Source organism: Paraburkholderia sp. Clong3, assembly GCF_050436485.1.
Lineage (GTDB): Bacteria > Pseudomonadota > Gammaproteobacteria > Burkholderiales > Burkholderiaceae > Paraburkholderia > Paraburkholderia tuberum.
Window position 1 is genome coordinate 348,383 of sequence record NZ_JBNDMH010000004.1, and the last position, 26,961, is coordinate 375,343.

A 26,961-nucleotide genomic window follows, 5' to 3' on the forward strand; every position below is an offset into this window, starting at 1 on the left:
GGCCGCGGCTGCGGCGGCGGTGTCGCGTCGCCGCCGCCCGGGGGTTCCGTCGCGGGCCGGGTTGTTGTCCGGAATTTCTTCTTCAAGAGGTCCGCGAGTTTGCTGAACCGTGTGCGAGCCAGCGGGCGAGCTGGCGGCCGTGGAGGTGTTGGGGTTGGCGAATACGACGGGGGTTTCCGTTGCAGACCGCTCGGCCGGCGAAGGGGAGCTCGCCGATTCGGCAGGCACAATCTCAGGCCGCGCAACAAGTGAGGATATCGGGGCTGTGTCCATGACGCATGGGTCGTTAGGTATTGTCAACTTGTTCGGTGAGCGGACGAGCAGAGGCGTTGCGAAGGTGTGCGATGCTGCTTACGCCGCCCAGCGGGCGCACGAAGCCCTTTCCCAGGTCGCCATGGCCTGGACACGTGCCTCGCGTTTCTGCGGTGCATTGCGGTTGTAGCCACAGCCCATGAACAGGTTGGCAACCTGCCCGTGGACCGAGGTGAATTGTTGAAGCTGGCGTGCCGATTTGAAACGCCTCATGACCTTCTCGCGCACCCGGGTCGGCTCATGCGAATTCTCGGCCCGGTTGTTCAGCCCCTTGTGCTGCCGGTGATCGACGTTCAGGCCGATCTCGTCGTTGGCCGCCTTGTAGCTGCGCAGCTTGTCGGTCACGATCACCCGCGGCCGGCCGAAACGCCTGAGCAGTTTGCGCATCAGCCGTTTCGCTGCGGCCTTGTCGCGTCGGCTTTGCACCAGCACATCGAGCACCGCGCCATGCTGGTCGACTGCCCGCCACAACCAGTGCTTCGTGCCGTTGATCGTCACGACCATCTCATCCAGGTGCCACTTGTCGCCCGGCCCGGGTGCGGTGGTACGAATCCGCTTCGCGATCGCCAGGCCGAAGTGTACCGACCACTTCCGGACTGTTTCGTACGTGAGCTCGATGCCGCGCGCGGCGAGCATCTCTTCGACCATGCGCAGGCTGAGCGGGAAACGGTAGTACAGCCACACCGCATAGCTAATCACATCCGGCGGAAACCGGTAGCCTTTGAACGAGATCGGTGCGTCACCTGGCGGTAGGGCAGAAACGGATTCTTTCTTCATGCCCCATTTTAACCGCACACCGCCCGCCAAGTTGACAATACCATGCCAGGTGCTTGCGAGACAAGTGTGAGTCCGACCACGATCTGGGTTATGCGTTGATGAAGCGCTTTCTGCCGATCTTCGTGAAGCGGCTGGACGCAACGAGGCTGCAATTGCTCGATGTCTACGGAAAGCGCTGAGATGGCTGCCGCTTGGGCCCCGGATCCGTTCGTGCCACAGATCTATCGTGTCGCCCGGACACGCCGCGAACTCGCCGACACCACAACGCTCGAGTTGGTACCGCTCGCCGGGAAGCGACCCGCTTTTGTGCCGGGGCAGTTCAACATGCTCTACGTGTTCGGTGTTGGCGAAGCGGCGATCAGCATGAGCGGCGACCGGAGCGACGACCGGTCTTTCGTGCACACTGTTCGCAACGTCGGTGCTGTCAGTGCGGCGCTCGCGAAGCTGGAAGGGGGCGCGACGGTCGGGCTGCGCGGCCCGTTTGGAACGGGCTGGCCGGTCGCCGCCGCCGAGGGCTCGGATATCGTCATCGTAGCCGGCGGCCTTGGCCTCGCGCCGCTGCGCCCGGCCATCTACGACGTGCTGGCCAACCGGAGCCGCTATGGACGCGTGATCATTCTGTTCGGAAGCCGCAATCCGAAGGAATTGCTTTACCGCCGCGAACTGGAACAGTGGCGACAGCGGCTGGATGTCCAGATCGAGGTCACCGTCGATCACGCCGACGCGGGGTGGCGTGGCCACGTCGGCGTCGTGCCGGCGCTGGTAGCGCGTGCGGCCTTCGATCCGCGCGAGACCTTTGCGCTGGTCTGCGGGCCCGAGATCATGATGCGCTTCACGGCCAATGCGCTGCGCGATGCCGGCGTTTCGCCCCAACGTATCTATCTCTCGATGGAGCGCAACATGAAATGCGCGATCGGCCTGTGCGGGCACTGTCAGTTCGGCCCTGCATTCATCTGCAAGGACGGGCCGGTGATGCGCTTCGACACGATTGCGGGCATCTTCGCGGTCCCAGAGATCTGAGATGGGCGTATCTGCAACGACCCCGCGCAAGCGGCCGCGGCTCGCGGTCTGGAAGTTCGCTTCCTGCGACGGATGCCAGCTTTCGCTGCTGGATTGCGAGGACGAACTCCTTGTGCTTGCCGATGCCATCGAGATCGCCAACTTCCCGGAAGCGTCCAGCACCATCGGGACCGGGCCTTACGACCTCTCGCTGGTTGAAGGATCGATCACCACACCGCACGACGCAGAGCGCATTCAGGCGGTGCGGCGTCAGTCGAAACATCTCGTGACGATCGGCGCCTGTGCGACCGCCGGCGGGATCCAGGCGTTGCGCAATTTTGCGGACGCACGCGAGTTCGTGGCCGCGGTCTACGCGTCACCGGAATACATCACGACGCTCTCGACCTCGACACCGATCTCCTCACACGTGCCGGTCGACTACGAGCTGCGTGGCTGCCCGATCAACAAGATGCAGCTCATCGAGGTTATCTCGGCATTTCTCGCCGGCCGCAAGCCGGCGATCGCGAGTCACAGTGTCTGCCTGGAATGCAAGCAGCGCGGCACGGTGTGCGTAATGGTGCAGGGCACGCCCTGCCTCGGGCCGGTAACGCATGCCGGGTGCGGTGCGATCTGCCCGGCTTTCCGGCGTGGCTGCTACGGTTGCTATGGCCCGATGGAGACGCCGAACATGGGTGCGTTGACACGCGAATGGCAGGCGCTCGGCGCGAGACCGCTGGATATCCGCCGCGTGTTGCGCACCTTCAACGCGACGGCACCCGAGTTTCTCAAGGAGAGCGAGGCTCATGGCGACGAAGACGATCCGGGTTGACTATCTCACCCGCGTCGAGGGGGAGGGCGCGCTCGATCTGCATTTCAAGGACGGGCAGGTGATATCGGCGCAGCTCAATATCTTCGAGCCGCCGCGCCTGTTCGAAGCGTTGCTGCGCGGGCGCGGTTTTGCCGAAACGCCTGACATCGTGGCCCGCATCTGCGGGATCTGCCCGATCGCCTACCAGATGAGTGCGGTCCATGCGCTCGAAAACGCCTTCGGCATCAAGGTCGACGGACAGCTACGCGTGTTGCGCCGGCTGATCTACTGCGGCGAATGGATCGAGAGCCATGCGCTGCACGTCGTGATGTTGCATGCACCAGACTTCCTGGGTTTCCCGGACGCGATCCAGATGGCTCGCGAGCACGGCGATGCAGTCCGCCGGGGCCTTGCCTTGAAGAAGGCCGGCAACGAATTGATGCGGCTGCTGGGCGGACGCGAGATTCATCCCGTCAACGTGAAGGTGGGCGGCTTCTACCGCGTGCCGGGCCGCGATGAGCTCGCGCCGGTCGCCGAAAATCTCCAGCGCGCCCGCGACCATGCAGTGGATCTGCTCCGTTGGGTGGCGGGCTTCGATTTTCCGGAATTCGAGCGCGACTACGAGTTCGTGGCGCTGCGGCACCCGGACGAATATCCGTTCAACGAGGGGCGGCTCGTCTCCACCCGTGGTATCGATATCGACATAAGCGACTTTGACACCGAATTCGAGGAGCGGCACGTTGCCCACTCGACTGCGCTGCATGCTGTGGTGAAGCAGCGCGGCGCGTATCTGGTCGGGCCGCTCGCCCGCTACGCCATCAATTTCGATCGTTTTCCGCAGCCGGTGCAGGCGTTGGCCCATGAAGCCGGGCTTGGCCCGGTCTGCCGGAACCCGTTTCGGAGCATCGTGGTGAGGGCGCTCGAACTGGTCTACGCGTGCGATGAGGCGCTGCGACTAATCGCGGCCTATGAGCCGCCAGAGTTCCCCGCTCTGCCGGCCGAGCCGCGCGCGGGCACGGGCTTCGGCTGTACCGAGGCGCCCCGTGGGATCTGCTGGCATCGATATCGCCTCGATGCAGACGGAGCGATCATGGAGGCGCGCATCGTGCCGCCGACCTCGCAGAACCAGCCGAGTATCGAGGCGGACCTGATGGCTGTCGCGACCGCCTCGCTGGATCAACCCGACGACGTGCTGCGGGATCGATGTGAACGCAGCATCCGCAATTACGATCCATGCATCTCGTGTTCCGCTCACTTCCTCAAACTTTCGGTGCAGCGGACATGACCCGAACCGTCGATCAGTGTGGCGCGCCACGCAAGGTGTTGGTGGTCGGCATGGGTAACCCCGATCGAGGCGATGACGGCGTCGGAGCACTCGTCGTGCGCAGCATCGCCGGACGGCTGCCGGCCGATGTATCGCTCGTCGTACGCAGCGGCGATGCGCTGTCGCTGATCGAGGACTGGGCCGGTTTCGATGCGCTGGTGTGCGTGGATGCTGCCGCGCCCGAGGCGACGCCGGGCCGCATCCTCCGGATCGACCTCGCCTCGGAGCAACTGGTGCGGGAGATGTCGTTTGCGTCGAGCCATGCGTTCGGCGTGGCCGAGGCAATCGAACTTGCCCGCACGCTCGGGCTTGCGCCACGCGAGATGGTCGTCTATGCGATTGAAGGCGTCTGTTTCGACCGTGGCGCGCCGGTTACCCCGGAAGTCGCGGCCGCTGTCGATGAAGTGGCCGGGCGTGTGGTGGCCGAGGTGGAGCGGCTTAGGCAACCCCTCAGGAAGACCGTTACGGAGATCGAACCTCATGCATGAATCAGGCATCGTCCGAAACCTGGTGCACCGGCTGGAGATTGCCGCACAGGAGAACCGCGCCTTGCGAGTCAGCGGGGTCGACGTTTGGCTTGGTGCGCTCAGCCAGTTTTCGCCGGAACACTTCCGCGAGCATTTCACCGACGAAGCGTGCGGCACCCTGGCGGAGGGCGCCGCGCTGCATATCGAGGTGTCGCAGGAAGTCCGCCATCCAGATGCACAGGACGTGATGATCACGGGCATCGAGTTCGACGTCCCGGACGGGGAAGGGTGACACGCCATGGATACGACGGGCGTCGATACCGCCGAAGCGGGGACGCGACTCCGGCTGCGGCTGGATGTCACCGGCGCGGTGCAGGGGGTGGGGTTTCGGCCCTTCGTTCATCGGCTTGCCGTCGGCGAGGGGCTGGGCGGCTTTGTACGCAACACGGGCGAGGGCGTGTCGCTCGAAGTCGAAGGCGCCCCACAGGCGCTTGAGCGCTTTCTGGCCAGACTCGACGCGGAAATCGCGCCGCCGGCAGCCATTCATCAGCGGCAAAGCTGCCGGCTTCCAGCCCAGGGGGAGCAAGACTTCGTGATTGCCCCAAGCGCGACCGGCGGCCCACGCTCGGCCATGGTGTTGCCCGATCTTGCCGTCTGTCCGGAGTGCCTTGGCGAACTTTGCGACCCGAACGATCGCCGCTACCTGTATCCGTTTACGACCTGTGTGCACTGCGGACCACGCTACAGTCTGATCGAGGCTGTGCCGTACGATCGCTCACGCACGGCCATGCGACACTTTCCGATGTGCGCGGGCTGTCGCAACGAGTACAGCGAACCGGCGTCGCGGCGTTTTCACGCAGAAACGAATGCCTGCCCCGAGTGTGGGCCCCAACTCGCGCTATGGGATACGGCGGGCGCCGTGCTGGGCGAGCGGCATCAGGCCCTACGGTCTGCGGCCGAAGCCGTGCGCCAGGGCCTGATCGTCGCTCTCAAAGGACTAGGGGGGTTCCAACTGATTGCCGATGCCCGCAGCGACACTGCGGTGCGCCGTCTGCGGGAGCGCAAGACGCGTCCGGCCAAGCCGTTTGCCGTCATGGTTCGGAGCTTGGCCGATGCGTCGATGGTCGCCGAGCTTTCCGAGATCGAGCAACGGCTCCTCTGCTCGGCTGCGGCGCCGATCGTTCTGGTCAAGGCGCGAGCGGATCTGCCTGGGATTGCACGAGGCATAGCGCCGGCCAACCCGTTGCTCGGGATCATGCTGCCCTGCACGCCGCTGCATGCCCTGTTGATGCTTGAGCTTGGCTTTCCCGTTGTGGCCACGAGCGGCAACCGGGGCGGCGAGCCGATCGTGACCGACGAGCGCGAAGCACTCGAACGGCTTGCGGGCATTGCCGATCTCTTCCTCGTGCACGACCGCCCGATCCTGCATCCGGTGGATGATTCCGTAGTACGGGTGATAGCGGGACGCGAGGCGGTGTTGAGGCGCGCGCGGGGCTACGCGCCGCTGTCGCTCGCCCTGCCGTTTTCGGCTGGCGCCGAGCCGGGACTCGCGCTCGGCGCGCACCAGAAGAGCACGATCGCGCTCGCCGTCGATGGACAGATCGTGCTCGGCCCTCATATCGGCGAGCTCGCCGCACCCGCAACGCGTGAGGCCTTTGCGCAGGCCGTCGAGGCTATGACGACGCTATACCACGTGCGCCCCCGGCATGTCGCGTGCGACCTCCATCCGGACTATTACAGCACCCGTTTTGCGGATGCATCAGGACTGCCGGTGCGACGCGTGCCGCATCATCTCGCGCACGTGCTGGCCGGCATGCTCGACAACGATCTCGCGGGCCCTGTGCTCGGTGTTGCATGGGACGGCGCCGGCTATGGTACGGACGGTTCGATCTGCGGCGGTGAGTTCCTGGCCGTCGACGCGACCTGGTACAGACGGGTTGCGCATCTGCTGCCGTTTCGCCTGGCCGGTGGGGAGGCCGCCATGCGCGAGCCGCGCCGTGCCGCGCTCGGCGCCCTCTATGCGACCTTTGGCGATGCCGCATTGGCGATGACGGACCAGAAGCCCGTCGCCGCTTTCGCCGCGCGAGAGCGACAGACGCTCGGCGTCATGCTGCGCCGCGGCGTCAACGCGCCTCTGACATCGAGCGCGGGTCGGCTCTTCGACGCGATTGCTGCGCTGCTCGATCTCGTGCAGGTCGCCAGCTTCGAAGGCGAAGCAGGGATGGCGGTCGAGTTTGCCGCGCAGCGCGCGCTGAGGTCGGTATCTCTGGCGGCGCCGCGCCTGTCGGAAGACGCCAGCGGCCTCGTGCTCGACTGGCGTCCGATGCTGGCCGCCGTCGTGGCCGCGTGCCGCGATGGCGTCCCCACACCTTCAGTGGCGGCGGCGCTTCATGACGCCCTGGCCGAGGCCATCGTCTCCGTCGCCACCCGCGTTGGGCTCGAGCGCGTACTGCTGAGCGGAGGTTGCTTCCAGAATGCGCGACTCGTCGAGCGGGCGGTTGAGCGGCTACGCGAGGCGGGCTTCGATCCGTACTGGCATCGCCGCATTCCGCCGAATGACGGCGGCATTGCCGTAGGCCAGGCCGTTTTCGCAGCCCGGCCGCTGAGCGGGGAGAAGATCTGATGTGTCTCGCCATTCCCGGACAGGTTCTGAGCATCGCAGGCGATGAGCCGCTGTTGCGGCAAGGACGGGTCGCCTTCGCCGGCATCGTCAAAGAGGTCTGCCTCGCCTACGTCCCCGAAGCGCAGCCTGGCGACTATGTGCTCGTCCACGCCGGTTTCGCCATCGCCGTGATCGACGAGGTGCAGGCCCTGAGAACGCTGGCTTACCTGGCCGGATTCGAGCCCGAGGATCTCAGATGAAATACGTCGACGAATTTCGCGACCCGGCCGTGACCCGCCGTTATGCCGACGCGATTGCTCGCATCACGACGCGGCCGTGGACCATCATGGAGATCTGCGGTGGTCAGACCCATTCGATCGTGCGGCACGGCATCGACCAGATGCTGCCTCGCGGCGTGAGTCTTCTGCATGGACCGGGCTGCCCCGTGTGCGTGACGCCCGCCAGCATCATTGACGCCGCGATCGCTATTGCCAGCCGGCCCGACGTAACCTTCTGCTCGTTCGGCGACATGCTGCGGGTGCCGGGTGAAACGGGCAGTCTGCTCGCCGCGAGGGCGCGCGGCGCCGACATCCGCATGGTCTATTCGCCGCTCGATGCGTTGACGATCGCGCGTCACAGACCGGAGCGCGAAGTCGTCTTCTTCGCGATCGGTTTCGAAACCACTGCGCCCGCCACCGCCATAGCTGTGTTGCAGGCGGAGCGCGAGGGGCTCGCGAATTTTTCGTTGCTGGTGTCTCACGTCCTTGTGCCGCCCGCTATCGACGCGCTTTTGAGCGACCCGGCCAACAGCGTGCAAGGTTTCCTGGCCGCCGGCCATGTCTGCACGGTGATGGGATATTGGGAATACGAGCCGATCGCACGCCGCTTCGGCATTCCGATCGTCGTGACCGGCTTCGAACCCGTCGATCTGGTGCAGGGCCTCTACCTGTGCATCCGGCAACTGGAAGAGGGCCGCGCCGAGGTTGAGAACCAGTATCTGCGCACCGTGCAGCGCAACGGCAACCGCCCCGCGCAGGACGTGCTCGGCCGCGTGTTTGCCGTTCAGTCTCAGCGGTGGCGCGGTATCGGCGAAATCGCCCGCAGCGGCTTTGGTCTCGCGCCCGCATACGCGCGCTACGATGCGCTGCAGCGCTTTCCGGATATCGCAGTGCCGCCTGAACGGTGCAGCGAATGCATCAGTGGCGAGGTGCTGCGCGGGTTGAAGAAGCCGGGGGAGTGCCCGGCTTTCGGCACCCGCTGCACACCGGAGCATCCGCTGGGCGCGACCATGGTGTCGTCCGAAGGCGCTTGCGCCGCCTACTATCGCTATCGCAGGCCGCTGTCCGCCGATGCAGCGGGTGCGCTCGGCTGCAAGGGGGGCCTATGAGCGAAACTCCACGCTTCGTCGCGAACTGTCCGCTACCGGCGACGGGCGGCGACACCATTGAACTCGCCCATGGCGGTGGTGGCCTGCTGACCCAGCGGCTCATCGATGGGCTCTTTCGTCCCGCCTTCGCGGGATCGCCGGACGATCTCACGCATGACGGGGCCGTGTTCGATATCGGTGGCGCCCAGCTTGCCTTCACGACCGATTCCTATGTGGTGCAGCCGCTGTTCTTTCCCGGCGGTGACATCGGCTCGCTTGCCGTCAACGGGACGGTGAACGATCTGGCCATGTGCGGCGCCGAACCGCGCTATCTGAGCGTCGGGCTGGTGCTCGAGGAGGGCTTTCCGATCGACGATCTGGGCCGCGTGGTGGTGTCCATGCGCGATGCGGCACGGGCGGCAGGTGTGCGCATCGTGACCGGCGATACGAAGGTGGTCGAGCGCGGCAAGTGCGACGGCCTCTATGTCAACACGTCTGGCGTCGGACTCGTTCTGGCGAGCTCTCCGGTTTCGCCCCGGCAAGTCAGGGCGGGAGATGCCGTGGTGCTGAGCGGCGACATCGGCCGCCATGGCATCGCCATCATGGCAGTACGCGAGGGGCTCGGATTCGAGACCACGATTGCAAGCGACTGCACGCCGCTGGCGGCCTGCGTGCGGGCGCTGATCGACGGCAAAATCGAACTGCATTGCATGCGCGACCTGACGCGCGGCGGGCTCGCGACCGCATTGATCGAAATCGCCTTGGCGGGCAGGGTGGCGATCCGGCTCGATGAAGCGGCCATTCCTGTGTCGGATTCGGTCCGCGGCGCCTGTGAGATCCTGGGCCTCGATCCGCTTTATGTCGCGAACGAAGGGCGGTTTGTCGCGTTGATGGCGCCTGCCTGCGCGGAGCGGGCCGTCGCGATCCTGCGCCGCTTTTTTGGGGACGCGGCCATCATCGGCACCGTCGAAACCTCCGCCCGGGCGGGCACAGTTGAACTGGGGACGATCGGCGGCGTGCGCGCACTCGACATGCTCGCGGGGGAGCAGTTGCCGCGCATATGCTAGTCGCACAGAAGGGGGGGATTGGCGTGCAGGATTGCCAGGCTCTGAATGGAAGTGGCCAGCAATCACAGGAATGCTTAAAACACGTCGACGCAGCCAAAGCCGTGCAAGGTTGAAGCGGACACGCTGATGTTTGAGCCAATCGGCTGCTGTGACGGCGTCGATTTCGCGGCCCGCACCGTTGCTGGAAAACGCGTATCCATGGTTCAACGGAAACTGGCCGAACAACTCGTCGCAGGTGCCGTAACCCCCCGGAAAAAACACAGCGGCTTTCGCACGTTCGAGCAGATGAAGCTTGCGGATCGCGAAGTAGTGAAAGCGGAAACAGAGGTCCGGTGTCAGATAGGGATTCGGCAATTGCTCGCGCGGCAGCGAGATGTTCAGGCCCACGCTTGGCGCGCCGCATTCGTAGGCGCCGCGGTTGGCGGCTTCCATGATGCCCGGACCGCCGCCCGTGATGACAGCGAGATGCCGCGACCGCGCCTGGTTCGCCGGGCGGCCGATCAGCTTCCCCAGTTCACGGGCCACATCGTAATAACCGCTGCGCTCGAGCAGCCTTGCCGCGACCCGCAACGCCTGCTGATTGGCCGGTGTAGCGGGATGCGCCGCCAGCGCGCGCTGTGCGTCTGCCAGACGCCGACGGGCTAGCCGCGGGTCGACGATGCGGGTGCTGCCATAAACGACGATCGTCTCGTCGATACCGAGCCTCTGCAGGCTCTCTTCGGTCTTCCAGTAGTCGAGCTGCAGTCGCACGCCGCACATCTCGGGGCGTTGCAGGAACGACGCGTCTTCGTCGGCCTGCAGGTATGTCGGGCTTTCGAGAAGATGGCGCACGCGTGGTGACAGCGTTCGACCGGCTGCGCGCGTGGGTGCCAGCTTACCGGGCATCGTCACGCGCGGCCATGCGGGCCGTAACGGCTTGCCTGTCGCGCGCTTGACGGCGCGGCCGCGCGCGAGGTTTTGCGCAGGGCGTGACATCAGCTCTGCGCTGGGCCGGAGATCGAACATGCCGCAGCGGCGGCCGCGGACCGGCCGTCGAGCGCAGACCTTTCCGCCAGCTCGACGCTTTGCTGATACACCGGCACCGTGCAAGGCCAACCAAGCGTGTCGGTGATTCGACGGCGCAACGCATCGGCGGCGGCGGGCTCACCGTGCGTAATGAACGTTTGCGCGGGCGCCGGCGATATCGCTGCGAGCCAGTTCAGCGTTTCGCTATAGTCCGCATGCGCGGACAGCGACGAAATCGTCTCGACATGTGCGCGAATTCGCACGTACTCGCCGTGAATCTTTACCGCTGGCTCGTGTGCGGCAATGGCGGCGCCGCGCGTGCCCGCGGCCTGATAGCCGACCAGCGCGATCGTATTCCTGGGGTCCGGCGCATACAGGCGCAAATGATGGAGCACGCGACCGCCGGTGGCCATGCCGCTGCCAGCGATAATGACCATCGGACCATGATGCGCGGCGATCGCTTTGGACTGCTCGACCGAGCGCACCATGACTGCCGCCTTGTCGATCATGGCCGCCTGCGAAGCCGTCAGGCGGTGCTCGCTCAGATGGTGCCGGTACACCTCCGTGACGCCGGTGGCCATCGGGCTGTCCAGATAGACCGGCACGTTTGCCATGCGCCCGGTCTGCTTCAGATGCGCGATGTAATAAAGGATTTCCTGAGCTCGTCCGACCGCAAAGCAGGGCATGACCGCGACGCCGCCGCGCGCGAACGTCCGCTCGAATAGCGCAGCCAACTCCTGCTCGGGATCGGTCGTGGCATGCAGGCGGTCGCCGTAGGTCGACTCGACGACCAGATAGTCCGCGTGCGCGAGCTTCATGGGGGCGCGCATGATCGGATCGTTCGGCCGGCCGAGATCGCCTGAAAAAGCCAGCACCGTATGGCGCCAGCAGAGCACGACGCTGGCCGCGCCCAGGATATGTCCGGCAGGCAGAAAGCGGAAGCACAACTCGTCGTTCAGTGGGGTGGGGACATCGAATTCGCGTGGCACGATGAGCCGCAGCGCGCGCTGTGCGTCGTCGAGCGTGTAAAGCGACAGAGCCGGCTTGTGCTTCGAGAAGCCATGACGGTTCGCGAAGTCGGCTTCCTCTTCCTGTAGACGCGCACTGTCGCGCAGCATGATGTCGCACAGGTCGGCCGTGCCGGGCGTGCAGTAGACGGGGCCGCGATAGCCGCTGCGCGCGAGCACGGGCAGGTAGCCGCTGTGATCGATATGCGCGTGCGTGAGGATCACGGCGTCGAGCGTGTCGACGGGCATGGGCAGCGGGCTCCAGTTGCGCAGGCGCAGGTTTTTCGTACCCTGAAACAGACCGCAATCGATCAGAATCCGCAAGCCGGCGGCTTCGAGCAGATATTTCGAGCCGGTGACGGTTTCCGCGCCACCCAGAAAAGTCAGTTTCATCATGCCCTCGCGCGGAACCCGCCCATGGCGGCGATAAATACCATTGCACTGCATTGGTCCGGCGCAGCTTTGACATGGATCATCGAATGCGGCCGGGCGGTTCGGCTTTCGCTTCACTATCGCATTCGATCGCGCGCCAGAATTCGCATAACTGGGGATGAACAGCGTCGTGCCAGCGTGGGCCCGTGAAAAGATCGTAATGGTCGCACTGGCCGATGGTCGCGCGCCGATGCCATGGCGCGTCCGGCGCATGACCTAGCACGTGCGCGCAATGAGTCTGATCCGCGCCGGTGACGTCGTCGCGGTCTGCCTCGATCGTGCAAAGCGGGACTTGCCCAAGCGCGCCGGTATTCCAGGCCGACCTGACGCGCAGGGTGCGCGACCAGGATGGCAGCCTGCTGGATGAAGCCCGGATAGATCCGGCGTCCGGACGCAGACGTTGAGCGCGCTTTCGGCGAACGCCCTGGCGAGGCGCCGTTGTGTATCGAGCAGGCCGTACCACATAGGTTGCCTCTTCGGATCAGGCATGCTGCCAACGGAACCCTGCCGGCCGCCCGATAACCGCATCGCACGTGCGGCGCGCGAAACGCGGGTTGCCGGCCACCGCTGCGCGCCACGCCGCCTCAATCCGCGAGCGAATTCAGTGTCGTTGCCAGCGCGCCTACGGTTTGAGCCAGGATCGGCAATTCGTCCTCGTTCAATTTCAGTGCGTCGCTCAGCGAGCGATGATTGATCCAACCCCGTACGACGCATCCGAGTCCGGCTGAAGCGCAATACAGCGACACGTTCTGTGCCATCGCGCCCGCCGCGACGGCGGAAAAAATATCGCGCTGCTGAGGCGGCATCGTCAGCAGGCGCGACATGTTGACGACATACACGAGATCGAGCGGTGCGTCGCCGACAAAATCCTGGTATCCCGTCATATTGCGCGCGTCGCTGTCGTGTTTGAGTACGAGCCGATGGTTTGGCGCGTCATAGCGATAGACTCCGTTCGGCAGCACCGCATAAAGGTCGATTTCATTGAAGGCATGGGCCGACGGCGCCGTGCGGCCGCCTGTCGCCGGACGGTTGACGCCGTCCGCCGCCCATAGCAGCGCACCAAGCGTCGCGGGCATCAAGGGTGTGTCGGAAAATTCGCGGGTGCTGGCGCGCAGCGCGAGCGCTTTCATCAGCGGCATGCCGCCGGCCATGTCAGGCCTGGGCAGCGTGATCACGGCAGGCGTTTCGCCGCGGGTACGAGCGGGGGCGCGTCCGGGCGCCGGTTCATAGGACAGCAGTTGCATATCGGTCATGATCGACTCCGTTCAAGGTCAGCGCCGGTGCATGCGCAGGTGAACCGCGCACGCGTTTTCACCATAGCCGCGCTGAACGCCTGTGCTTTGATGCGTGTCAACCGATCCTTCTCGCCGCGTATGAATCGTACGGCGCTCATGGTTGTCCGGCTCTCGTTGATGCAAATCAACCCGTATCGCAGCCGCGTACGTAGTCTCACTGCTGGTATCAGGGATGCCCGACAGTTGTTCACCGTGCGTCCGCAGTGCCCGGCACGCCGACCCGACTCAGTCGCAACCGGTTGAGCGCTGCTGCGCTTCGATGGCGAAGGGACGTGCCCCGCGCCCGCTCTGGCTCGCATGGCGGCTAGCGCCATTGAGCGCGGATTCGGCCATCAGGCGCGGCATTCATACACGATGACCTCGACAAGGATGAACCTGAACGTGAGCGTAGACCATCCGACTGAATTCCCCCATGCGCCGCAAGCCATGAAGCGCTCCGCATCTCGGCCGACTACCCTGGCGGCTGCCAATCAACTGTCCGGGGCGCGGGACGGCCATGGCGCGCCCGTGCCTGCACTTTCGCGCAACGAACTGGACCTGGCCGCGCACGCGGCGGTCGCGGCGCTGACAGGCGGTTTGTCGCCGGCTTCGATAGTCATGGCGGCTCAAGACTGGGCACTGCACATGATGCTCTCGCCTGGTAAGGCACTCGACATGGTCAACCGGTGCGCAATGGCGTATAGCGAGCTGACAGAACACGTACAGGTCGCGCCTACGGCTCATTGGCGCGCCGAGCCGGTGCGCGAAGACCCTCGGTTCTCTGGCGATTCATGGTCGCGGTGGCCTTACTGGCTATATCGGGATGCCTTCCTGCAAGTCCAGCAATGGTGGGAAGCGGCGACCACGGCGATACCGGGCGTCGAACGGCATCATGAGGAACTGGTGCGCTTCCTCGTGCGCCAATGGCTGGACGCATGCTCACCCAGCAACTGCATCGCAACCAATCCCGCGATACAGACGGCGGCGTGGCGAAGCGGCGGACTGAATTTCGTGGTGGGCATGCAGCATTGGCTTGAGGACCTGCGCGAGCTTGCCGGCGCGGCGCAAGACGACCGGGCATCCCCTTCGCATGCGTGGCTGCCCGGAAAAGACGTGGCCATTACCTCCGGCAACGTAGTGTGGCGCAACACCTTGTGCGAGTTGATTCAGTACGCGCCTGCAACAGCCACCGTGGCGCGCGAACCGCTCCTGATCGTCCCGTCCTGGATCATGAAGTACTACATTCTCGATCTTCAGCCGCACAATTCCCTGATTCACTATCTCGTGGACGCTGGCTACACGGTGTACACAATATCGTGGCGCAACCCGCCCGCAGCGTTTCGTGACGTCGGACTCGACGACTACCTGCGCGACGGTTTGTTCGCCGGGCTGGCTCAGGTCCGTCTACGTCACGCACAGCCGGTGCATGCCGTCGGCTATTGCCTTGGGGGCACGCTCCTCGCGATGGCGGCTGCAGCGCTGTTTCGCGATGGAAGAGGGCACGAACTGAAGACGGTGACGCTCCTTGCGGCGCAAACGGACTTTGCTGAGCCGGGCGAACTGGGCCTGTTCATCGATGCGAGTGAACTTGCCGCGCTCGACGCATTGATGTGGCACCAGGGCTATCTGGACGGACGGCAGATGTCGAGCGCTTTCCAGCTGTTGAATGCGCGCGATCTGATCTGGTCGAGGATGATGAGCGAATACCTGCTCGGACGGCGCTCGAAGCCCAACGACCTGATGGCGTGGAACGCCGACACCACGCGCCTGCCTTATCGCATGCACAGCGAGTACCTCACGCGGTTATTCCTGAACAACGATCTTGCCGAGGGACGCTACTGCGTCGATGGCCGGCCTATCGCCTTGTCCGACATCGAAGCGCCGACCTTTGTCGTCGGGACGGAGCGGGACCACGTGTCACCCTGGCGCTCGGTCTACATGCTGCATCTGCTGACGCATAATCCGTTGACTTTCCTGCTGACGGCAGGCGGACATAATGCGGGAATCGTGTCCGAGCCCGGCCATGCGGGCCGTTACTACCGATGTGTAACCCGTCCTCGCGGAGCGCCTTACCGCAGCCGCCGCGATTTTCTCGCCCAGACCACACCTGTCGAGGGGTCGTGGTGGCTCTGCTGGAACCAGTGGCTACGCGAGCAGTCGAGCGGGGAGGTGGCTGCCCGTGCAGTCGACGGCGCCCTCTGCGACGCGCCGGGAACCTATGTCTTCGAAAAATAGGTGAAATTCATATGAATGAGGCCGATAGGCTCGCTAATCCGGGGCTTACATGCGTCTCGATTGCCGTCGGCCGACATGGGGCGACGCGATGAACGACGAGCTGCGATCAGACGCGTCGGTCCGATCCGTTCGGCCGCGCCCTCTTGAGCACCATGAACGCCACGATCGCTTCCCCGAAGGTATCGTCGGGACGGCCGACCACTGCGGCCTCGGCCACCGCGACGCACGCTGACGGGCGCACTGCAACATTTCCCCGGCCGGATGTCGCCGCGCCTGCCGTTACGTGGCGCTGACCACGCAAAGCAACCGATTCTTGATGCGTATCAATTGCAATAGCGCTATCGGGTCGATGATGGATTCGTCGCGACGGCTCGCAAGCCGACACGCGCTCAGACATCGCGTGCGTCAACTGACGAAGGAAGGACATCATGGTCCACGCAGAACCGAGAATCATCGTCGCCGCAGCGGCCATTTTCACAGCGTTGGCCGGGATTGGAGGAACCATTCGTGGGCTGCTCTGTTCGCCAGCCCTGGCTTTATTCGCTGGGGCGCGGTCGCGGTGGTAGTCGGCGTCGCCTGCTTCGTCGCCTTGCTGAACTCTACGCCACGAGACGACGCCTGGCCCGCCGCGTGCCGCTGTCAGAACACTCCGCCCTCGCTTTCGCAGCCCTCATCCGGCCCGCCATGAAAGGCATCCTTCGACTCGCCTTCAAGTTGCTCATCAACGACAGCGCTAAATTCACCGCGCTGCTCGTCGGCATTAGCTTCGCGGTGTTCCTGATGATCGAAATGACTTCGCTGTTCGCCGGCATCCTGGACAAATCGTCGTCGACGGTGATCAACATCGGCGCGAAGATGTGGGTGATGGACCCGGCGGTGCAGACCATCGCGAACAGCATCGGCATGCCGGACTACGTCCTCGACGCGGTACGCAGCACCGACGGCGTCAAATACGCGGTGCCGCTGTATTCGGGCGGCGCGCTGGTCAAGCTGCGCGACGGCACTTATCAGGCCGTCACGGTGATCGGACTCGACGACGCCAGCCTGTTCGGCTGGCCGATCATGAAGCAGGGCAAGATCGAAGACATCTATGCCGAGAACGGCTTCATCGCGATCGACGACGCCGAGTTAGTGAAGCTGAAGAACCCCACGCTCGGTACGGATTTCGAGCTGAATGATCATCGCGGCGTGGTGGTCGGCATCGCGACTGTCGCGAGCAGCGGCCTGTTCGGCACACCCACGCTCTACACCACTTACAAGCGTGCTATCACCTACATCCCCACGACCCGCTACACCACCTCGTACATCCTCGTCGAGCCGAAGTCGCCAGCCGATATCGCGCATATCAAGCAAGTGGTGAAATCGCTCGGCTACGTCGCATACACGAAAGCCGAGTTCATGGCGCGCATCTCGCGCTTCTACAAATATGAAACCGGCCTCGGCACCAACATCATGCTGATGACGGTGATCAGTTTTGTGGTCGGGCTGTCCATCTCCGGGCAGACGTTCTACACGTTCATCCTCGAGAACCTCGAAAAATTCGGGGCGCTGAAGGCCATTGGCGCGAAGCGTCATGAACTGATTGCGATGATCCTGTTTCAGGCGACTTTCACGGCGCTGACCGGTTACGGTCTCGGCATCGGTCTGTGCGTGGCGCTGATCAGCCTTGCGCGGCTGCGCATTCCCGATTACGCGGCGATCATCACCTACGGCAACCTGGCGCTCGCCTTCGGCATGGTGGTGGTAATCGCCGCGCTGTCGAGCTACATGGGCATTCGACGCGTGCTGAGCATCGAGCCGTTCGACATTTTCCGGGGCTGACATGCCGAAATTCGCCATCGACGCGCATGGGGTCACGAAATGCTTCGGCGAGGGCGACGCGCGTACCTGCGCGTTACGCGACGTGTCGGTGCAGGCGAAGTTCGGCGAGATGCTGCTGATCGTCGGCCCGTCGGGCAGTGGCAAGACGACCTTGCTGAGCGTCATCTCCGGCATCCTGCGGCCCGATAGCGGCGACGTCGCGGTCGACGGCGTCGACTTGTGGAAGCAGTCCAACGACGCGATCGCGGATTTCAGGCTCAACCGCATCGGTTTCGTGTTTCAGGACTATCACTTGTTCGCGCGTTTGACGACCGCCGAGAACGTCGCGATTCCGCTGATCCTCAAACGGAAACCATGGGACGCGGCCATCGACGAGGCGCTCAAGTACCTGAAGATCGTCGGCCTCGAAAACCGCGCTCAACTGCCGCCGGTGAAACTGTCCGGGGGCGAGCAGCAGCGTGTGGCGATTGCCCGCGCGATCGTCAGCCAGCCCGACATCCTGATCTTCGATGAACCCACTGCGTCACTCGACGGCGATACCGGCCGCAGCATCATCGAGTTCGTCAAGCATCAGGTGCTCAATGAAAATCGCTGCATCCTGATCGTCACGCACGACAGCCGCATTTTCGATTACGCCGACCGGATTCTGCACATGGAGGACGGTCAACTCAAAGGCATCGATCTGGGAGGCGCCAAATGAAACGCAAGCTTGTCTTCATCCTTGCGTTCCTGGGCTTCGTCGCGGGGCTGCTGGCGGCATATGTGTACGGTATACAGCAACCGCCCCAGCCTCCCGTATTCACACCCGCGTCTAACCCTTATGCGCGCGGCCTGTACGCTGAAGGCATCGTCGAGAGCGATCAGCCTGCGGGCGAGAACGTCAACATCTATCCAAACGTGACAGGCACCGTGATGAGCGTGGCAGCTCAGGAGGGGGCGGCGGTGAAAGCGGGAGAAGTGCTGCTGACGATCGACGACTCCGTGCAACGCGCCACCGCCGCACAACTTGCGGCCCAGGCGGAAGCCGCCGCGGCGATGCTCGACGAACTGAAATCGCAGCCGCGCAAGGAAACGCTCGAGGTGGCGAGCGCTCAGGTCGGCGCGGCGGCCGCCAGCCTCAAGATGGCGCAGGACCAGTTCGACAAGCAGCAGCACGCGTTCGCCATTGAACCGAAAGCGGTCAGCAAGGACACGCTGGACAACGCGGCTAACGCGCTAAAAGTTGCGCGGGCCAATCTGGATGTCGTCACGCGGCAGTATCGGCTCACCCAGGCGGGCGCCTGGATTTACGACATTCGCAGCCAGCAGAAGCAGGTCGACGCGCTGCGCAAGGCGGCCGCTTCCGCGGACGCGCTGGTCGCCCAGTACACGATTCGCGCACCCAGCGACGGCGTGCTGCTGTCGGTGAATGCGGCCGCCGGCTCGTACGTTTCCCCTCAAGGGGTCTATCAACCCTACACGCAAGGGCAGGCGCCGGTACTCGTGATCGGTGCGCCCAACGGTCAATTGGCCGTGCGCTGTTACGTCGACGAAATCCTGATTGACCGCATGCCGGATCCGCACGCGTTGAAGGCGCGCATGTCCGTGCGCGGCACACACATTGAAGCGCCTTTGGAGTTCGTCCGCATTCAGCCTTATGTAACGCCGAAGGTTCAGCTAACGGACCAGCGGGCGGAACGCGTCGACGTGCGCGTGCTGCCGGTCATCTTCCGGGTCGCGCTCCCCAAAGGCGCGCATCTTTATCCAGGGCAGCTAGTCGATGTCTACATTGCCGCCGGATGACGCGCGCCACGCGCGCTGGCTCGACGCGTTGCGCCGTCGTGCGACACGCGCCGGTGCGCTGTTGCTGGCGCTGCTGCTCAATGCCTGCAGCGTGGGCCCTGATTTCTCACGGCCGCCGCCGCCGAAAGTCAATCAGTTCGTGCAAGGCGACGTGCTTCGCACACCACTCCTGGCGGCAGGCAGTGAGCAGACCTTTTCCGCGCAAGCGGAGGTGCCGACCGACTGGTGGACGCGCTTCGGTTCAATGGCCATCGACAGCGCAGTCGACGAAGCGCTGACCGGCAACGCAACGGTTGAAGGCGCGCAGGCTGCGCTGCGCCAGAGCAAAGACGAGATGCGCGCGGGCGCCGGCGTGTTTTTCCCGCAGGTGGACGCGGGTTTCAGTGCGTCGCGGCAGAAATATTCGCCGTTGCGGATCGGCGCGAACGAGCCGTCGACGCTTTTCAACCTGTTCACCCTGTCGGCTAGCGTGAGCTATGCGCTCGACATCTGGGGCGGTCAACGTCGCATGGTGGAAGCATTGCAGGCGCGCGCCGACGCGCAGCGTTACGCGGTTCTGGCCACCTATCTGACGCTGACCGTCAACGTCGTCAACGCAATGATCGCGCGTGCCGCCTATCACGATGAAATCACGGCGACGCTTGAAATGACCGATCTGCTGCGCGAACAGATCCGCATCACGCGAGCGCAGGTCGACGCCGGTGCGAGCGCCTATACGGCGGTCGTGACGCTGGAAAACGAACAGGCCACGCTCGAAGCGTCGCTGCCCGCGCTCGAACAGAAGCGCGCGCAGGCCGAGGATCTGCTGGCGTCGCTGTCGGGCATGCTGCCGGCCGACTGGGATGCGCCTGATCTGTCGCTCGGCGACATTACGCTGCCGGCGACCTTGCCCGAGACCGTGCCGGCTTCGCTGGTGCGGCGCCGCCCGGACATCCTGCAAGCGGAAGCGGCGCTGCACGTGGCGAGCGCCAATGTCGGCGTCGCCACTGCCAACCTGCTGCCGGGCATTACGCTGTCGGCGTCCGGCGGGTACGACAATACGTCGATGAGTACGCTGCTGCACCGCTCCGGCCAGATCTGGACACTCGCGGCCGATGTGACAGCGCCCATCTTTCACGGCGGCACGCTCTGGTTCGAGCGCCGCGCCGCATTCGATGCCTATGCGCAGACGCGTGCGTCATACCGGCAGGTGGTGCTGAGCGCCTTCGCGCAGGTGGCCGACACATTGCGGGCGCTCGAAAACGACGCGCATGCGCTTGACGCGCAAACCCGCGCACGGGACGCCGCCGCGGAAGCGCTCCGGCTCGTCAAAGCCGAGTACGTCGCCGGCACCGTGGGCTATGTGCAGATACTGATCGCGGACAGCCAGTTTCATCAGGCGCGCATTGCGTGGCTACAGGGCGTGGCGCAACGGCTGCAGGATACGGTCGCGTTATATGCGGCGCTGGGTGGGGGATGGCAGAGCGGGCAATGACCGGGCAAGTTTTTGAGTGAGAGTTCGCGGGCATCGCGCCGGGAGGGCGATGCGTGGAGGGCGCGGGATCGAGGCCCGCGCAGCGTGCGCCTCAGACGTTGCGCGCCTTAGGTGCGGAAGCCGTCGACGCCGGCGCGTCACCCGGCTGGTTCCGCTCGCAACGTTCGAGCCGCAACGCGCCCCAGCCGAGCGGAGCGAACACGCGACCGCCAGCAAGCTCGACCTGCTCGACAAACGATTCGAGCGTCACGCCAGCCATGATGTGAATCGGCGCGTTGCTGATGAGATCCTGCGTGCGCAGCCACGGAGCGTCGCCCCGATTGATCTCGATGACGCTGCGCTTCTTGCCGTCGTAGCCCGCATCGGGCGGATACAAGGGACCGTCGAAGGCGACCGTCAGAATCTGCTGCGGCATGTCATCGTAGGGGACGCCGGCATGTTGTTCATACGGCACCTGTTCCCAGCCGTCGCCCCATTGCTGATCGAGTGGCACACGCGTGAAATAGGCCCACGGGGCGCGCACGAAACAGAGTCCATACGCGTGCCGTACGCCGTCCAGATCCGCGGTCAATCCCATGAGCGCACCTCGTTGTCGTGACGGTTCAAATAAGGTTCAGGCAGTGTCGTCATCCGCGAAAATGCCATTTTCAGGCTCCGCGCCCTCGTGGTCGACACATTGAATGTGCCAGTGGCCGCTCATCAGCGTCCTGCCTGCGTTGGCGCACCATTGCGCACGCCCGGCCTCACCTTCGAACGGGCCGCCGGACACGTTCAGATCAAGCCCCTCAAGCACACAGCAGGGCACCGAATCGTGCGGGCCGCACACGAGTGTATTGCCGCAGTCGACTTGCAGCGTGCCCCATTCGGGCAGTTCGAGGCCCAGGTGCCCCTCGCGCGACCATTGACGCGTTTCATTGTCGAGCCACAGGATGGCGAATGCCATCGGATTGACACGGTCGAATGTGTCGAGGTGGATGGTCAGGCGCATGACTTTCTCCACGAGTACCAAATGCGTTCGCAGTAAGCGGCTAGAGTCGGTTCATTGCGGTTCATTGACTGAGGACCCATTGGATCAGCGTGTGGGCGTCTTCGGGCGTAAGCGGTCCACCGCGATCTGGCGGCAGCGGCATGGCCATGTCGCCCCAATGCGCCTTGCCGCCGACCCGTAGTTTGTGTTCGAGCATCACCTGCGCATTCGGCTCGTTGCGATAACGTTCCGCGATCTGCTGGAACGAAGGGGCGAGAAACGGCGCGTCGCGGGTATGGCAGAACATGCAATGCTGTTGATCGACGAGGGCGGTCGGCTCGGACTGCGCGAACGCCGCGCCGCTTGCTGTCAGCAGGAGCCCGACTACATGCGCGGCCAGGTACGGCGGAAACATGGCTTTCACGAGACACACTCCACGAAAGGTTGCAGGCTCAGTCTACGTTTGACGACGCGGTTGCAATTGACTCACGTCAAGCCGACGTTTGCCCGCGCTCCATCGCGCGTTTGCGTGAGTCATCAGGCGTCGCCGGCGCCAGCGGATAAATCAAAGTGGCCCACCGTTTGAGCGAGCACCGGAACGCTGTCGCGCGGCAGGCGCATTTCGATACTCAGCGCACTGCGGTTGAGCCAGCCGCGCGCCGCGACAGCGAGTCCTGCGGCCGCGCAGAAGAGATAGACGTTCTGCACCATCGCGCCGGCGCTCGCCGACGCAAAAGGTTTGCGCTGCGACGGTGCGATGTCGTGCATGCGTGCAAGATCGGCGACGTACACCAGAATCGTGTCGTCCAGCAAGTCGGCAGCGAAGCGGCGCGTTAGATGTTTCATGAACACGTCGTCCTCGTGCAAGCCGGAACTGCAAACGGCACCCCGTCATCGTGTACCACCGCGGCATTTAATGATTGACTCAAATCAACCGGCTTTCGCGAACATGGGGCTGTTCGAGGCCTGCCGTCAGGTGATGTCACCCGCTTGATCCGAGTCAGCCAGGATCGCCACCAAAAAATTGGCGACGTTTCAAGCGCGGCTATTCTGAACACATCAGAGCGCCGAGCGTGGCCGCACTCTGGTTATCCGCGCCGCTTCCGTCGGCTTTGTTCAAGCCACGTACTTTCACTCTCACAGGCACCGGCCATGCATATCCATTTCCCGCAGGAACGTCCCGAGTACTGCGCGCGCGATCTCGTCGTCGCCTTTCCGGCGGAGGTCGACGGTGAGCGCGTGCAGTGCGCCATTACCGCGGAGGCGCTGGAAGACCACTTCGGCGCGCCGTCGTTGCGTGAAGACGATCTGATCGAAGCGTTCGATACACACCGGCTGCCCATCGAGGCCGCCGCGCGAAATTTGCTGAAAGAAGTGGGCGCGAAGCCGGTCATGATGCACAGCGGCTACTTTCGCTTCCGCGATTGAAGCCGCGCGGCCGGGCCGCTGATCGGCCCTTTGACTGCGCCGCGCTACGACACCACTTCGGCAAGTGGGCGCCGCGGCGAATGCGGCACGGCGCCGCCACGGCCAACCCGGATCAGCAGTTGCGGAACGGCGTCCAGATTGAGCGCGGCGCGCAGGCGCTCGCGCAGCGAAGCCACTTCGATCGGTTGATTCAGGTAGGAAGCCGTCATGCCTTCGGAGGCGGCGGTGAGCAGCACCCGTTCGAGCGCCTGCCCGGCCGCGAGCCATGCGGCCGCGTCGTCCGTGCCGGTGCCGATGCACAGCAGCAATGGCGAGCCGGCGACGAGTGTCTGATGCGCTGCGGCGGGCTTGACTCCGATCAAACGGCGGCGAGCGTGCGCGGCTAGACGCGGGCGAGACCTTCCCTGTCGAGAATCCTGATCTGCTTGCCGTGGGTATCGAGCAGGCCGTCCTTCTGAAACTTCGACAGCATACGGCTGACGGTTTCGAGTTTCATCCCGAGGTAGCTGCCGATCTCTTCCCGCGTCATGCGCAGATGAAATTCCGCCTGCGAATAACCGCGCGACTTGAGCTTGCCCGACAGGTTCAGCAGGAACGTCGCGACCCGCTGGTCCGCGGACATCGTGCCGAGCAGCATCATCAGCGTCGCCTCGCGCACGATCTCGCCGCCCATCAGCCTGTGCACATGCTGCTGCAATGCCTTGACGTCGCGGCACATGGCTTCGAGCAAATGGAACGGGATGATGCAGACCTTGCTGTCCTCGATGGCGAGCCCATCGCAGCTATGCTTGCCTGAACCGATGCCGTCGAGACCCAGCACATCGCCCGCAAGATGAAACCCGGTGACCTGTTCACGGCCGTCGCGATGCATCACGACGGTCTTGAACGAGCCCGCGCGAACTGCGTAGATGCTCTGGAACGAATCGCCTGCGCGAAACAGGGATTCGCCATTTTTGATCGTGCGCGAAGGGCAGATCAGCGCGTCGACCCGTTCGGTCTCTGTCGCCGTCAGACCTTCCGGCAAGCAGGAAGCACGCATCGCGCAACTCGGGCAGTTGGCGCCGCCGTGCTTCGGCCGGGCCGGTGCGAATCCGGGATCTTTCAGCGCGTGCAGCGGAATCTGCGCGATGGTCCGGGTCTGGGAATATTCGGCAACGTCAGACATGATGGGCTCCGAGATGGTAGAGGCCGCGCGCGCAATGCTGGTGGGCAATTCGCTCGATGGTGTTGCATGCAAGATCGAATTCACTGGTCTTGTCGAAGAAGTACTGCGCGCCGTTGGCGACGCACGCCTGCCTGAACCACGTGCCCGAATGATTCGTGATCACGGTGGACATGCTCTGCGCGAGGTTGCGCAGCAGGTCGATGCCGCTGCCGCCGCTCAGATGTAAATCCATCACCACGACGTCGGCTGCCGTCGCGCCGATGGCATCCAGTGCGGCACCGGGTTCCTCGGCTTCACCGACGATCTCGACGCCTTCGATCTGACCGAAACGCGCGGCGATCCGTTTCCTGATCGAAATCGCGTCGTCCACGAGGAACACGCGTACGGCTGGCTGTAACGGGCTTGAGTCCATGGCTCGAAGTATCGGCCGCGTCATCTCAAAATAAAATCAGCGGGGAACGAGCTTCGGGTAGGCGAGCGGGAAGTGTTGTAGGGAATTTCCTACGTGCGCTCTGTGACGGCAACGCCGCCGCGCGAGCAGCCACGGATGTGACGGGGGTAACGACGGAGCGGCCCCAGTGACAGCGGCGCCGTGACCGCGCTAGATTTCGTCGTCGTCCTCGAGCAGCTTGTGGCGCAGCGCATAGCGCACCAGCGCGGCTTCGTGCGGCATCTGCATTTTCTCGAGGATGCGGGTTTTATAGGTGCTTACCGTCTTGCTGCTGACACACAATTCGGTGGCAATTTCCGTGAGTGTCTGTCCCGCGGCGATGCGCCGGAAAACGTCGAATTCGCGATCCGACAGGCGCTGGTGGGGCAGTGTGTCGGCGGGCTCGTTCAGGCTTTGCGCGAAGCGCTCGGCCATCGCGAGACTGACATAGACGCCACCCGAGGCGACCTTGCTCACCGCCGAGACCAGTTCCGCGCTCGCGCTCTCCTTGGTGAGATAGCCCGATGCACCGGCTTTGAAAGCACGCACGGCGTACTGTTGCTCCGCATGCATGGTGAGTACGAGAATGCGCAGCGCTGGCATCTCGTCCTTGATCTGCTTGATCAACTCGACGCCGTTGCGCCCCGGCATCGACAGATCCAGCACCAGCACATCGGCCGGGTGCGAGCGAACCAGAGCAATCGTACTGACGCTGTCGCTGGCTTCTGCGGCCACTTCGAAGCCGTTTGTGTTTTGCAAAATATGTCGCAGGCCATCGCGCACGAGCGCGTGATCGTCGGCTATCAGCACGCGAATCATGTTAGCGTCTCCTGCTGTTGCACGGCCACGGCCGGGAACGTGACGGTCAGTGAAAAGCCCTTGCCGCTGGACGTATGTATTTCGACGGTGCCGCCTAGCATATGCGCACGTTCGCGGATCCCGAGCAGCCCGAACGATTTTTCGGCGCGCGCGTCTGAACGGCCCGCACCATGACCGTTGTCCGCCACTCGCACAATGCAGGCGTGCTCTTCGCGGCGCACCGTCAGCATGACGACCGTGGCTTCCGCGTGGCGGGCGACGTTGGTGAGCGCCTCCTGCACGATGCGGAATAGTGTGGTTGCGCCTGCCGGCGTAAAGGGTGTGTCGCCGACTTCGATGTCACGTTTCACCTCGATGTCGTAGCGGTTCGTAAAGTCGTTGGCGAGCCATTCGATGGCCGGGATCAGGCCGAGATCGTCGAGCATGACCGGGCGCAGGTCGGCCGCGATCCGGCGCACCGACGCGACCGTCGCGTCGATCAGCCGTCGCATGTCGCTGAGTTGCCGCAGAATCCCGGACTCGGCGGTGGCTTCGACCATTTTCAGTGCGGTCAACTGCTGGCCGAGGTCGTCGTGCAATTCGCGGGCAATACGGGTTTTTTCGTCCTCGCGAATCATCTGCAGATTGGCCGACAGTTCGCGCAATTCCTCGCGCGATTTGCGCTGCGCGTTCTCGGCTTTGACCCGTTCCGTGATGTCGCGCAGCATGACGGTGTACAGCTTGCTGTCACCGTCGGCCACCTGGGAAATCGACGCTTCGATCGGAAATTCTTCGCCGTTGCTGCGCAGCCCGAATAGCACGCGCTGCTGTTTGCCCATCTGGCGGTCGGACACGCCCGTGACGCCGAACTGGTCGACATGCCGCTCGTGCGCCGCGCGAAAACGTTCCGGAATGAAGCGCGACAGCGAAGCGCCGAGCGCGTCCGCCGCGCTGCAGCCGAATACCTGTTCGGCCATCGGGTTGAAGATGACAATCTTCTGTCGTTCATCGACGGTGATGATGGCTTCCATCGACGAGCGGATGATCGCCATCATGCGTGCCTCGTTGACGCTCGACTGGCTTCGCGCTTCGCTAGTCAAGTTCGAGACGCCGCGTGCGCGGGCAAGCAGAAAGACCACGACGGCGAACAGACAGGCAGCGGCGATGCATGCCGTCAGCAAGCTGTTTTCCCGGAGCGGGGCTTCGCGCGGCGACCATTCCGCCAGCCAGCGCCAGATGCCGAGCGCCAGTGTGAGCCCGACGACGAAGGCCAGCGCGCCGACGAACACAGGGTGTCGTACATAGGTCGCGACTCGCGACCGCGAGGACGGCCCGGGCGCGAAGGGCGTTTTATCGCGAAGGGGCATGCGCGCCTCGATGGATAACGGATAACTCACGACGCCGGCCGACGGCAGGCGCCC

The 26,961-nt window shown here is 64.2% G+C and carries 28 protein-coding genes and 4 pseudogenes; 17 read left to right on the top strand and 15 right to left on the bottom strand.

Going from position 1 to position 26,961, the window contains the following annotated elements; genetic code table 11:
- Positions 1 to 351 precede the first annotated feature (351 nt).
- Positions 352 to 1,089: an IS6 family transposase gene (locus OKW30_RS39740; RefSeq protein ID WP_429349455.1), complete on the bottom strand. Its 738-nt coding sequence runs from the start codon at positions 1,087 to 1,089 to the stop codon at positions 352 to 354.
- 53 nt (positions 1,090 to 1,142) lie between these two features.
- Here OKW30_RS39740 and OKW30_RS39745 point away from each other — a divergent pair, with 53 nt between their 5' ends.
- The 10 genes from OKW30_RS39745 (at position 1,143) to hypE (ending at position 9,722) form a co-directional block, all read left to right on the top strand.
- Positions 1,143 to 1,268: a hypothetical protein gene (locus OKW30_RS39745; protein WP_429349456.1), complete on the top strand. Its 126-nt coding sequence runs from the start codon at positions 1,143 to 1,145 to the stop codon at positions 1,266 to 1,268.
- 145 nt (positions 1,269 to 1,413) lie between these two features.
- Positions 1,414 to 2,109: an FAD/NAD(P)-binding protein gene (locus tag OKW30_RS39750; RefSeq protein WP_429349457.1), complete on the top strand. Its 696-nt coding sequence runs from the start codon at positions 1,414 to 1,416 to the stop codon at positions 2,107 to 2,109.
- Between the two features lies 1 nt (position 2,110).
- A complete protein-coding gene (locus tag OKW30_RS39755; RefSeq protein ID WP_429349458.1) occupies positions 2,111 to 2,917 on the top strand; it encodes an oxidoreductase in 807 nt (268 codons plus the stop codon).
- Positions 2,892 to 4,181 carry a Ni/Fe hydrogenase subunit alpha gene (locus OKW30_RS39760; protein WP_429349459.1) on the top strand — a complete coding sequence of 430 codons (1,290 nt, stop codon included), beginning with the start codon at positions 2,892 to 2,894 and terminating at the stop codon, positions 4,179 to 4,181. The genes OKW30_RS39755 and OKW30_RS39760 overlap by 26 nt, the downstream gene beginning before the upstream one ends.
- Positions 4,178 to 4,708, top strand: a complete 531-nt coding sequence (locus OKW30_RS39765) for a hydrogenase maturation protease (protein ID WP_429349460.1) — start codon at positions 4,178 to 4,180, stop codon at positions 4,706 to 4,708. Before OKW30_RS39760 ends, OKW30_RS39765 begins: the two co-directional genes overlap by 4 nt.
- Complete coding sequence (locus OKW30_RS39770; protein ID WP_429349461.1) at positions 4,701 to 4,979, top strand: hydrogenase/urease maturation nickel metallochaperone HypA; 279 nt, start codon at positions 4,701 to 4,703, stop codon at positions 4,977 to 4,979. Before OKW30_RS39765 ends, OKW30_RS39770 begins: the two co-directional genes overlap by 8 nt.
- A gap of 6 nt (positions 4,980 to 4,985) precedes the next feature.
- Positions 4,986 to 7,310, top strand: coding sequence for a carbamoyltransferase HypF (gene hypF / locus OKW30_RS39775; RefSeq protein WP_429349462.1), 2,325 nt, complete (start codon positions 4,986 to 4,988; stop codon positions 7,308 to 7,310).
- Positions 7,310 to 7,549: a HypC/HybG/HupF family hydrogenase formation chaperone gene (locus tag OKW30_RS39780; protein ID WP_429349463.1), complete on the top strand. Its 240-nt coding sequence runs from the start codon at positions 7,310 to 7,312 to the stop codon at positions 7,547 to 7,549. The genes hypF and OKW30_RS39780 overlap by 1 nt, the downstream gene beginning before the upstream one ends.
- Positions 7,546 to 8,676, top strand: coding sequence for a hydrogenase formation protein HypD (hypD, locus tag OKW30_RS39785; RefSeq protein WP_429349464.1), 1,131 nt, complete (start codon positions 7,546 to 7,548; stop codon positions 8,674 to 8,676). Before OKW30_RS39780 ends, hypD begins: the two co-directional genes overlap by 4 nt.
- Entirely contained in the window at positions 8,673 to 9,722 is a 1,050-nt protein-coding gene (gene hypE / locus OKW30_RS39790) for a hydrogenase expression/formation protein HypE (protein ID WP_429349625.1), read from the top strand. The genes hypD and hypE overlap by 4 nt, the downstream gene beginning before the upstream one ends.
- 219 nt (positions 9,723 to 9,941) lie before the next feature.
- Here the strand turns inward: hypE and OKW30_RS39795 are convergent.
- The 4 genes and pseudogenes from OKW30_RS39795 to OKW30_RS39810 all read right to left on the bottom strand — a co-directional run.
- Positions 9,942 to 10,607 (bottom strand): annotated as a pseudogene (locus tag OKW30_RS39795) (LOG family protein); the annotation flags it as partial.
- 89 nt (positions 10,608 to 10,696) lie between these two features.
- On the bottom strand, positions 10,697 to 12,127 hold the full coding sequence (locus OKW30_RS39800) for an MBL fold metallo-hydrolase RNA specificity domain-containing protein (protein ID WP_429349465.1): 1,431 nt from the start codon (positions 12,125 to 12,127) through the stop codon (positions 10,697 to 10,699).
- Positions 12,128 to 12,206: 79 nt separating this feature from the next.
- Positions 12,207 to 12,629, bottom strand: a complete 423-nt coding sequence (locus tag OKW30_RS39805) for a hypothetical protein (RefSeq protein ID WP_429349466.1) — start codon at positions 12,627 to 12,629, stop codon at positions 12,207 to 12,209.
- 121 nt (positions 12,630 to 12,750) lie between these two features.
- Positions 12,751 to 13,419, bottom strand: coding sequence for a SagB/ThcOx family dehydrogenase (locus OKW30_RS39810; protein WP_429349467.1), 669 nt, complete (start codon positions 13,417 to 13,419; stop codon positions 12,751 to 12,753).
- Positions 13,420 to 13,887: 468 nt separating this feature from the next.
- Between OKW30_RS39810 and OKW30_RS39815 the strand changes: the two genes are divergently transcribed.
- Positions 13,888 to 15,675 (top strand): PHA/PHB synthase family protein, encoded by a 1,788-nt coding sequence (locus OKW30_RS39815; RefSeq protein ID WP_429349626.1) that lies wholly within the window; start codon positions 13,888 to 13,890, stop codon positions 15,673 to 15,675.
- A 118-nt stretch (positions 15,676 to 15,793) separates the two neighbouring features.
- Here OKW30_RS39815 and OKW30_RS39820 read toward each other — a convergent pair.
- Positions 15,794 to 15,907: pseudogene (locus tag OKW30_RS39820) on the bottom strand (AMP-binding enzyme); the annotation flags it as partial.
- Positions 15,908 to 16,103: 196 nt separating this feature from the next.
- On the opposite strand from OKW30_RS39820, the gene OKW30_RS39825 reads away from it, so the two are divergent.
- From OKW30_RS39825 to OKW30_RS39845, 5 genes are all read left to right on the top strand, one after another.
- A complete protein-coding gene (locus tag OKW30_RS39825) occupies positions 16,104 to 16,241 on the top strand; it encodes a DUF2964 family protein (protein WP_429349468.1) in 138 nt (45 codons plus the stop codon).
- Positions 16,242 to 16,359: 118 nt separating this feature from the next.
- Positions 16,360 to 17,496, top strand: coding sequence for an ABC transporter permease (locus OKW30_RS39830; RefSeq protein ID WP_429349469.1), 1,137 nt, complete (start codon positions 16,360 to 16,362; stop codon positions 17,494 to 17,496).
- Position 17,497: 1 nt separating this feature from the next.
- Positions 17,498 to 18,196, top strand: a complete 699-nt coding sequence (locus OKW30_RS39835) for an ABC transporter ATP-binding protein (protein ID WP_429349470.1) — start codon at positions 17,498 to 17,500, stop codon at positions 18,194 to 18,196.
- Positions 18,193 to 19,278 carry an HlyD family secretion protein gene (locus tag OKW30_RS39840; RefSeq protein ID WP_429349471.1) on the top strand — a complete coding sequence of 362 codons (1,086 nt, stop codon included), beginning with the start codon at positions 18,193 to 18,195 and terminating at the stop codon, positions 19,276 to 19,278. The genes OKW30_RS39835 and OKW30_RS39840 overlap by 4 nt, the downstream gene beginning before the upstream one ends.
- Entirely contained in the window at positions 19,256 to 20,752 is a 1,497-nt protein-coding gene (locus OKW30_RS39845) for an efflux transporter outer membrane subunit (RefSeq protein ID WP_429349472.1), read from the top strand. Before OKW30_RS39840 ends, OKW30_RS39845 begins: the two co-directional genes overlap by 23 nt.
- 91 nt (positions 20,753 to 20,843) lie before the next feature.
- Here the strand turns inward: OKW30_RS39845 and OKW30_RS39850 are convergent, their stop codons facing one another.
- The 4 genes and pseudogenes from OKW30_RS39850 to OKW30_RS39865 all read right to left on the bottom strand — a co-directional run.
- On the bottom strand, positions 20,844 to 21,329 hold the full coding sequence (locus tag OKW30_RS39850; protein WP_429349473.1) for a hypothetical protein: 486 nt from the start codon (positions 21,327 to 21,329) through the stop codon (positions 20,844 to 20,846).
- Positions 21,330 to 21,365: 36 nt separating this feature from the next.
- A complete protein-coding gene (locus OKW30_RS39855; RefSeq protein ID WP_429349474.1) occupies positions 21,366 to 21,740 on the bottom strand; it encodes a DUF3564 domain-containing protein in 375 nt (124 codons plus the stop codon).
- Positions 21,741 to 21,801: 61 nt separating this feature from the next.
- Positions 21,802 to 22,134 carry a c-type cytochrome gene (locus OKW30_RS39860; RefSeq protein WP_090804947.1) on the bottom strand — a complete coding sequence of 111 codons (333 nt, stop codon included), beginning with the start codon at positions 22,132 to 22,134 and terminating at the stop codon, positions 21,802 to 21,804.
- 122 nt (positions 22,135 to 22,256) lie between these two features.
- Positions 22,257 to 22,514 (bottom strand): annotated as a pseudogene (locus OKW30_RS39865) (nitroreductase family protein); the annotation flags it as partial.
- A gap of 357 nt (positions 22,515 to 22,871) precedes the next feature.
- Between OKW30_RS39865 and OKW30_RS39870 the strand changes: the two are divergent.
- A complete protein-coding gene (locus OKW30_RS39870) occupies positions 22,872 to 23,147 on the top strand; it encodes a DUF1488 domain-containing protein (RefSeq protein WP_090804945.1) in 276 nt (91 codons plus the stop codon).
- Between the two features lie 44 nt (positions 23,148 to 23,191).
- On the opposite strand, the pseudogene OKW30_RS39875 reads toward OKW30_RS39870, so the two are convergent.
- The 5 genes and pseudogenes from OKW30_RS39875 to OKW30_RS39895 form a co-directional block, all read right to left on the bottom strand.
- Positions 23,192 to 23,497 (bottom strand): annotated as a pseudogene (locus OKW30_RS39875) (nitroreductase family protein); the annotation flags it as partial.
- Between the two features lie 32 nt (positions 23,498 to 23,529).
- Entirely contained in the window at positions 23,530 to 24,312 is a 783-nt protein-coding gene (fnr, locus tag OKW30_RS39880; RefSeq protein ID WP_090804943.1) for a fumarate/nitrate reduction transcriptional regulator Fnr, read from the bottom strand.
- A complete protein-coding gene (locus OKW30_RS39885) occupies positions 24,305 to 24,724 on the bottom strand; it encodes a response regulator (protein ID WP_429349475.1) in 420 nt (139 codons plus the stop codon). The genes fnr and OKW30_RS39885 overlap by 8 nt, the downstream gene beginning before the upstream one ends.
- Before the next feature lie 189 nt (positions 24,725 to 24,913).
- Positions 24,914 to 25,561, bottom strand: coding sequence for a response regulator (locus OKW30_RS39890; protein WP_429349476.1), 648 nt, complete (start codon positions 25,559 to 25,561; stop codon positions 24,914 to 24,916).
- Complete coding sequence (locus tag OKW30_RS39895) at positions 25,558 to 26,907, bottom strand: PAS domain-containing sensor histidine kinase (RefSeq protein ID WP_429349477.1); 1,350 nt, start codon at positions 26,905 to 26,907, stop codon at positions 25,558 to 25,560. The genes OKW30_RS39890 and OKW30_RS39895 overlap by 4 nt, the downstream gene beginning before the upstream one ends.
- Positions 26,908 to 26,961 lie beyond the last annotated feature (54 nt).

Coding starts and splice junctions, on each gene's coding strand:
- OKW30_RS39740 (WP_429349455.1), bottom strand. CDS start 1,089: ATGAAGAAAGAATCCGTTTCTGCCCTACCGCCAGGTGACGCACCGATC.
- OKW30_RS39750 (WP_429349457.1), top strand. CDS start 1,414: ATGCTCTACGTGTTCGGTGTTGGCGAAGCGGCGATCAGCATGAGCGGC.
- OKW30_RS39755 (WP_429349458.1), top strand. CDS start 2,111: ATGGGCGTATCTGCAACGACCCCGCGCAAGCGGCCGCGGCTCGCGGTC.
- OKW30_RS39760 (WP_429349459.1), top strand. CDS start 2,892: ATGGCGACGAAGACGATCCGGGTTGACTATCTCACCCGCGTCGAGGGG.
- OKW30_RS39765 (WP_429349460.1), top strand. CDS start 4,178: ATGACCCGAACCGTCGATCAGTGTGGCGCGCCACGCAAGGTGTTGGTG.
- OKW30_RS39770 (WP_429349461.1), top strand. CDS start 4,701: ATGCATGAATCAGGCATCGTCCGAAACCTGGTGCACCGGCTGGAGATT.
- hypF (WP_429349462.1), top strand. CDS start 4,986: ATGGATACGACGGGCGTCGATACCGCCGAAGCGGGGACGCGACTCCGG.
- OKW30_RS39780 (WP_429349463.1), top strand. CDS start 7,310: ATGTGTCTCGCCATTCCCGGACAGGTTCTGAGCATCGCAGGCGATGAG.
- hypD (WP_429349464.1), top strand. CDS start 7,546: ATGAAATACGTCGACGAATTTCGCGACCCGGCCGTGACCCGCCGTTAT.
- hypE (WP_429349625.1), top strand. CDS start 8,673: ATGAGCGAAACTCCACGCTTCGTCGCGAACTGTCCGCTACCGGCGACG.
- OKW30_RS39800 (WP_429349465.1), bottom strand. CDS start 12,127: ATGAAACTGACTTTTCTGGGTGGCGCGGAAACCGTCACCGGCTCGAAA.
- OKW30_RS39810 (WP_429349467.1), bottom strand. CDS start 13,419: ATGACCGATATGCAACTGCTGTCCTATGAACCGGCGCCCGGACGCGCC.
- OKW30_RS39815 (WP_429349626.1), top strand. CDS start 13,888: ATGAAGCGCTCCGCATCTCGGCCGACTACCCTGGCGGCTGCCAATCAA.
- OKW30_RS39825 (WP_429349468.1), top strand. CDS start 16,104: ATGGTCCACGCAGAACCGAGAATCATCGTCGCCGCAGCGGCCATTTTC.
- OKW30_RS39830 (WP_429349469.1), top strand. CDS start 16,360: ATGAAAGGCATCCTTCGACTCGCCTTCAAGTTGCTCATCAACGACAGC.
- OKW30_RS39835 (WP_429349470.1), top strand. CDS start 17,498: ATGCCGAAATTCGCCATCGACGCGCATGGGGTCACGAAATGCTTCGGC.
- OKW30_RS39840 (WP_429349471.1), top strand. CDS start 18,193: ATGAAACGCAAGCTTGTCTTCATCCTTGCGTTCCTGGGCTTCGTCGCG.
- OKW30_RS39845 (WP_429349472.1), top strand. CDS start 19,256: ATGTCTACATTGCCGCCGGATGACGCGCGCCACGCGCGCTGGCTCGAC.
- OKW30_RS39850 (WP_429349473.1), bottom strand. CDS start 21,329: ATGGGATTGACCGCGGATCTGGACGGCGTACGGCACGCGTATGGACTC.
- OKW30_RS39855 (WP_429349474.1), bottom strand. CDS start 21,740: ATGCGCCTGACCATCCACCTCGACACATTCGACCGTGTCAATCCGATG.
- OKW30_RS39860 (WP_090804947.1), bottom strand. CDS start 22,134: ATGTTTCCGCCGTACCTGGCCGCGCATGTAGTCGGGCTCCTGCTGACA.
- OKW30_RS39870 (WP_090804945.1), top strand. CDS start 22,872: ATGCATATCCATTTCCCGCAGGAACGTCCCGAGTACTGCGCGCGCGAT.
- fnr (WP_090804943.1), bottom strand. CDS start 24,312: ATGTCTGACGTTGCCGAATATTCCCAGACCCGGACCATCGCGCAGATT.
- OKW30_RS39885 (WP_429349475.1), bottom strand. CDS start 24,724: ATGGACTCAAGCCCGTTACAGCCAGCCGTACGCGTGTTCCTCGTGGAC.
- OKW30_RS39890 (WP_429349476.1), bottom strand. CDS start 25,561: ATGATTCGCGTGCTGATAGCCGACGATCACGCGCTCGTGCGCGATGGC.
- OKW30_RS39895 (WP_429349477.1), bottom strand. CDS start 26,907: ATGCCCCTTCGCGATAAAACGCCCTTCGCGCCCGGGCCGTCCTCGCGG.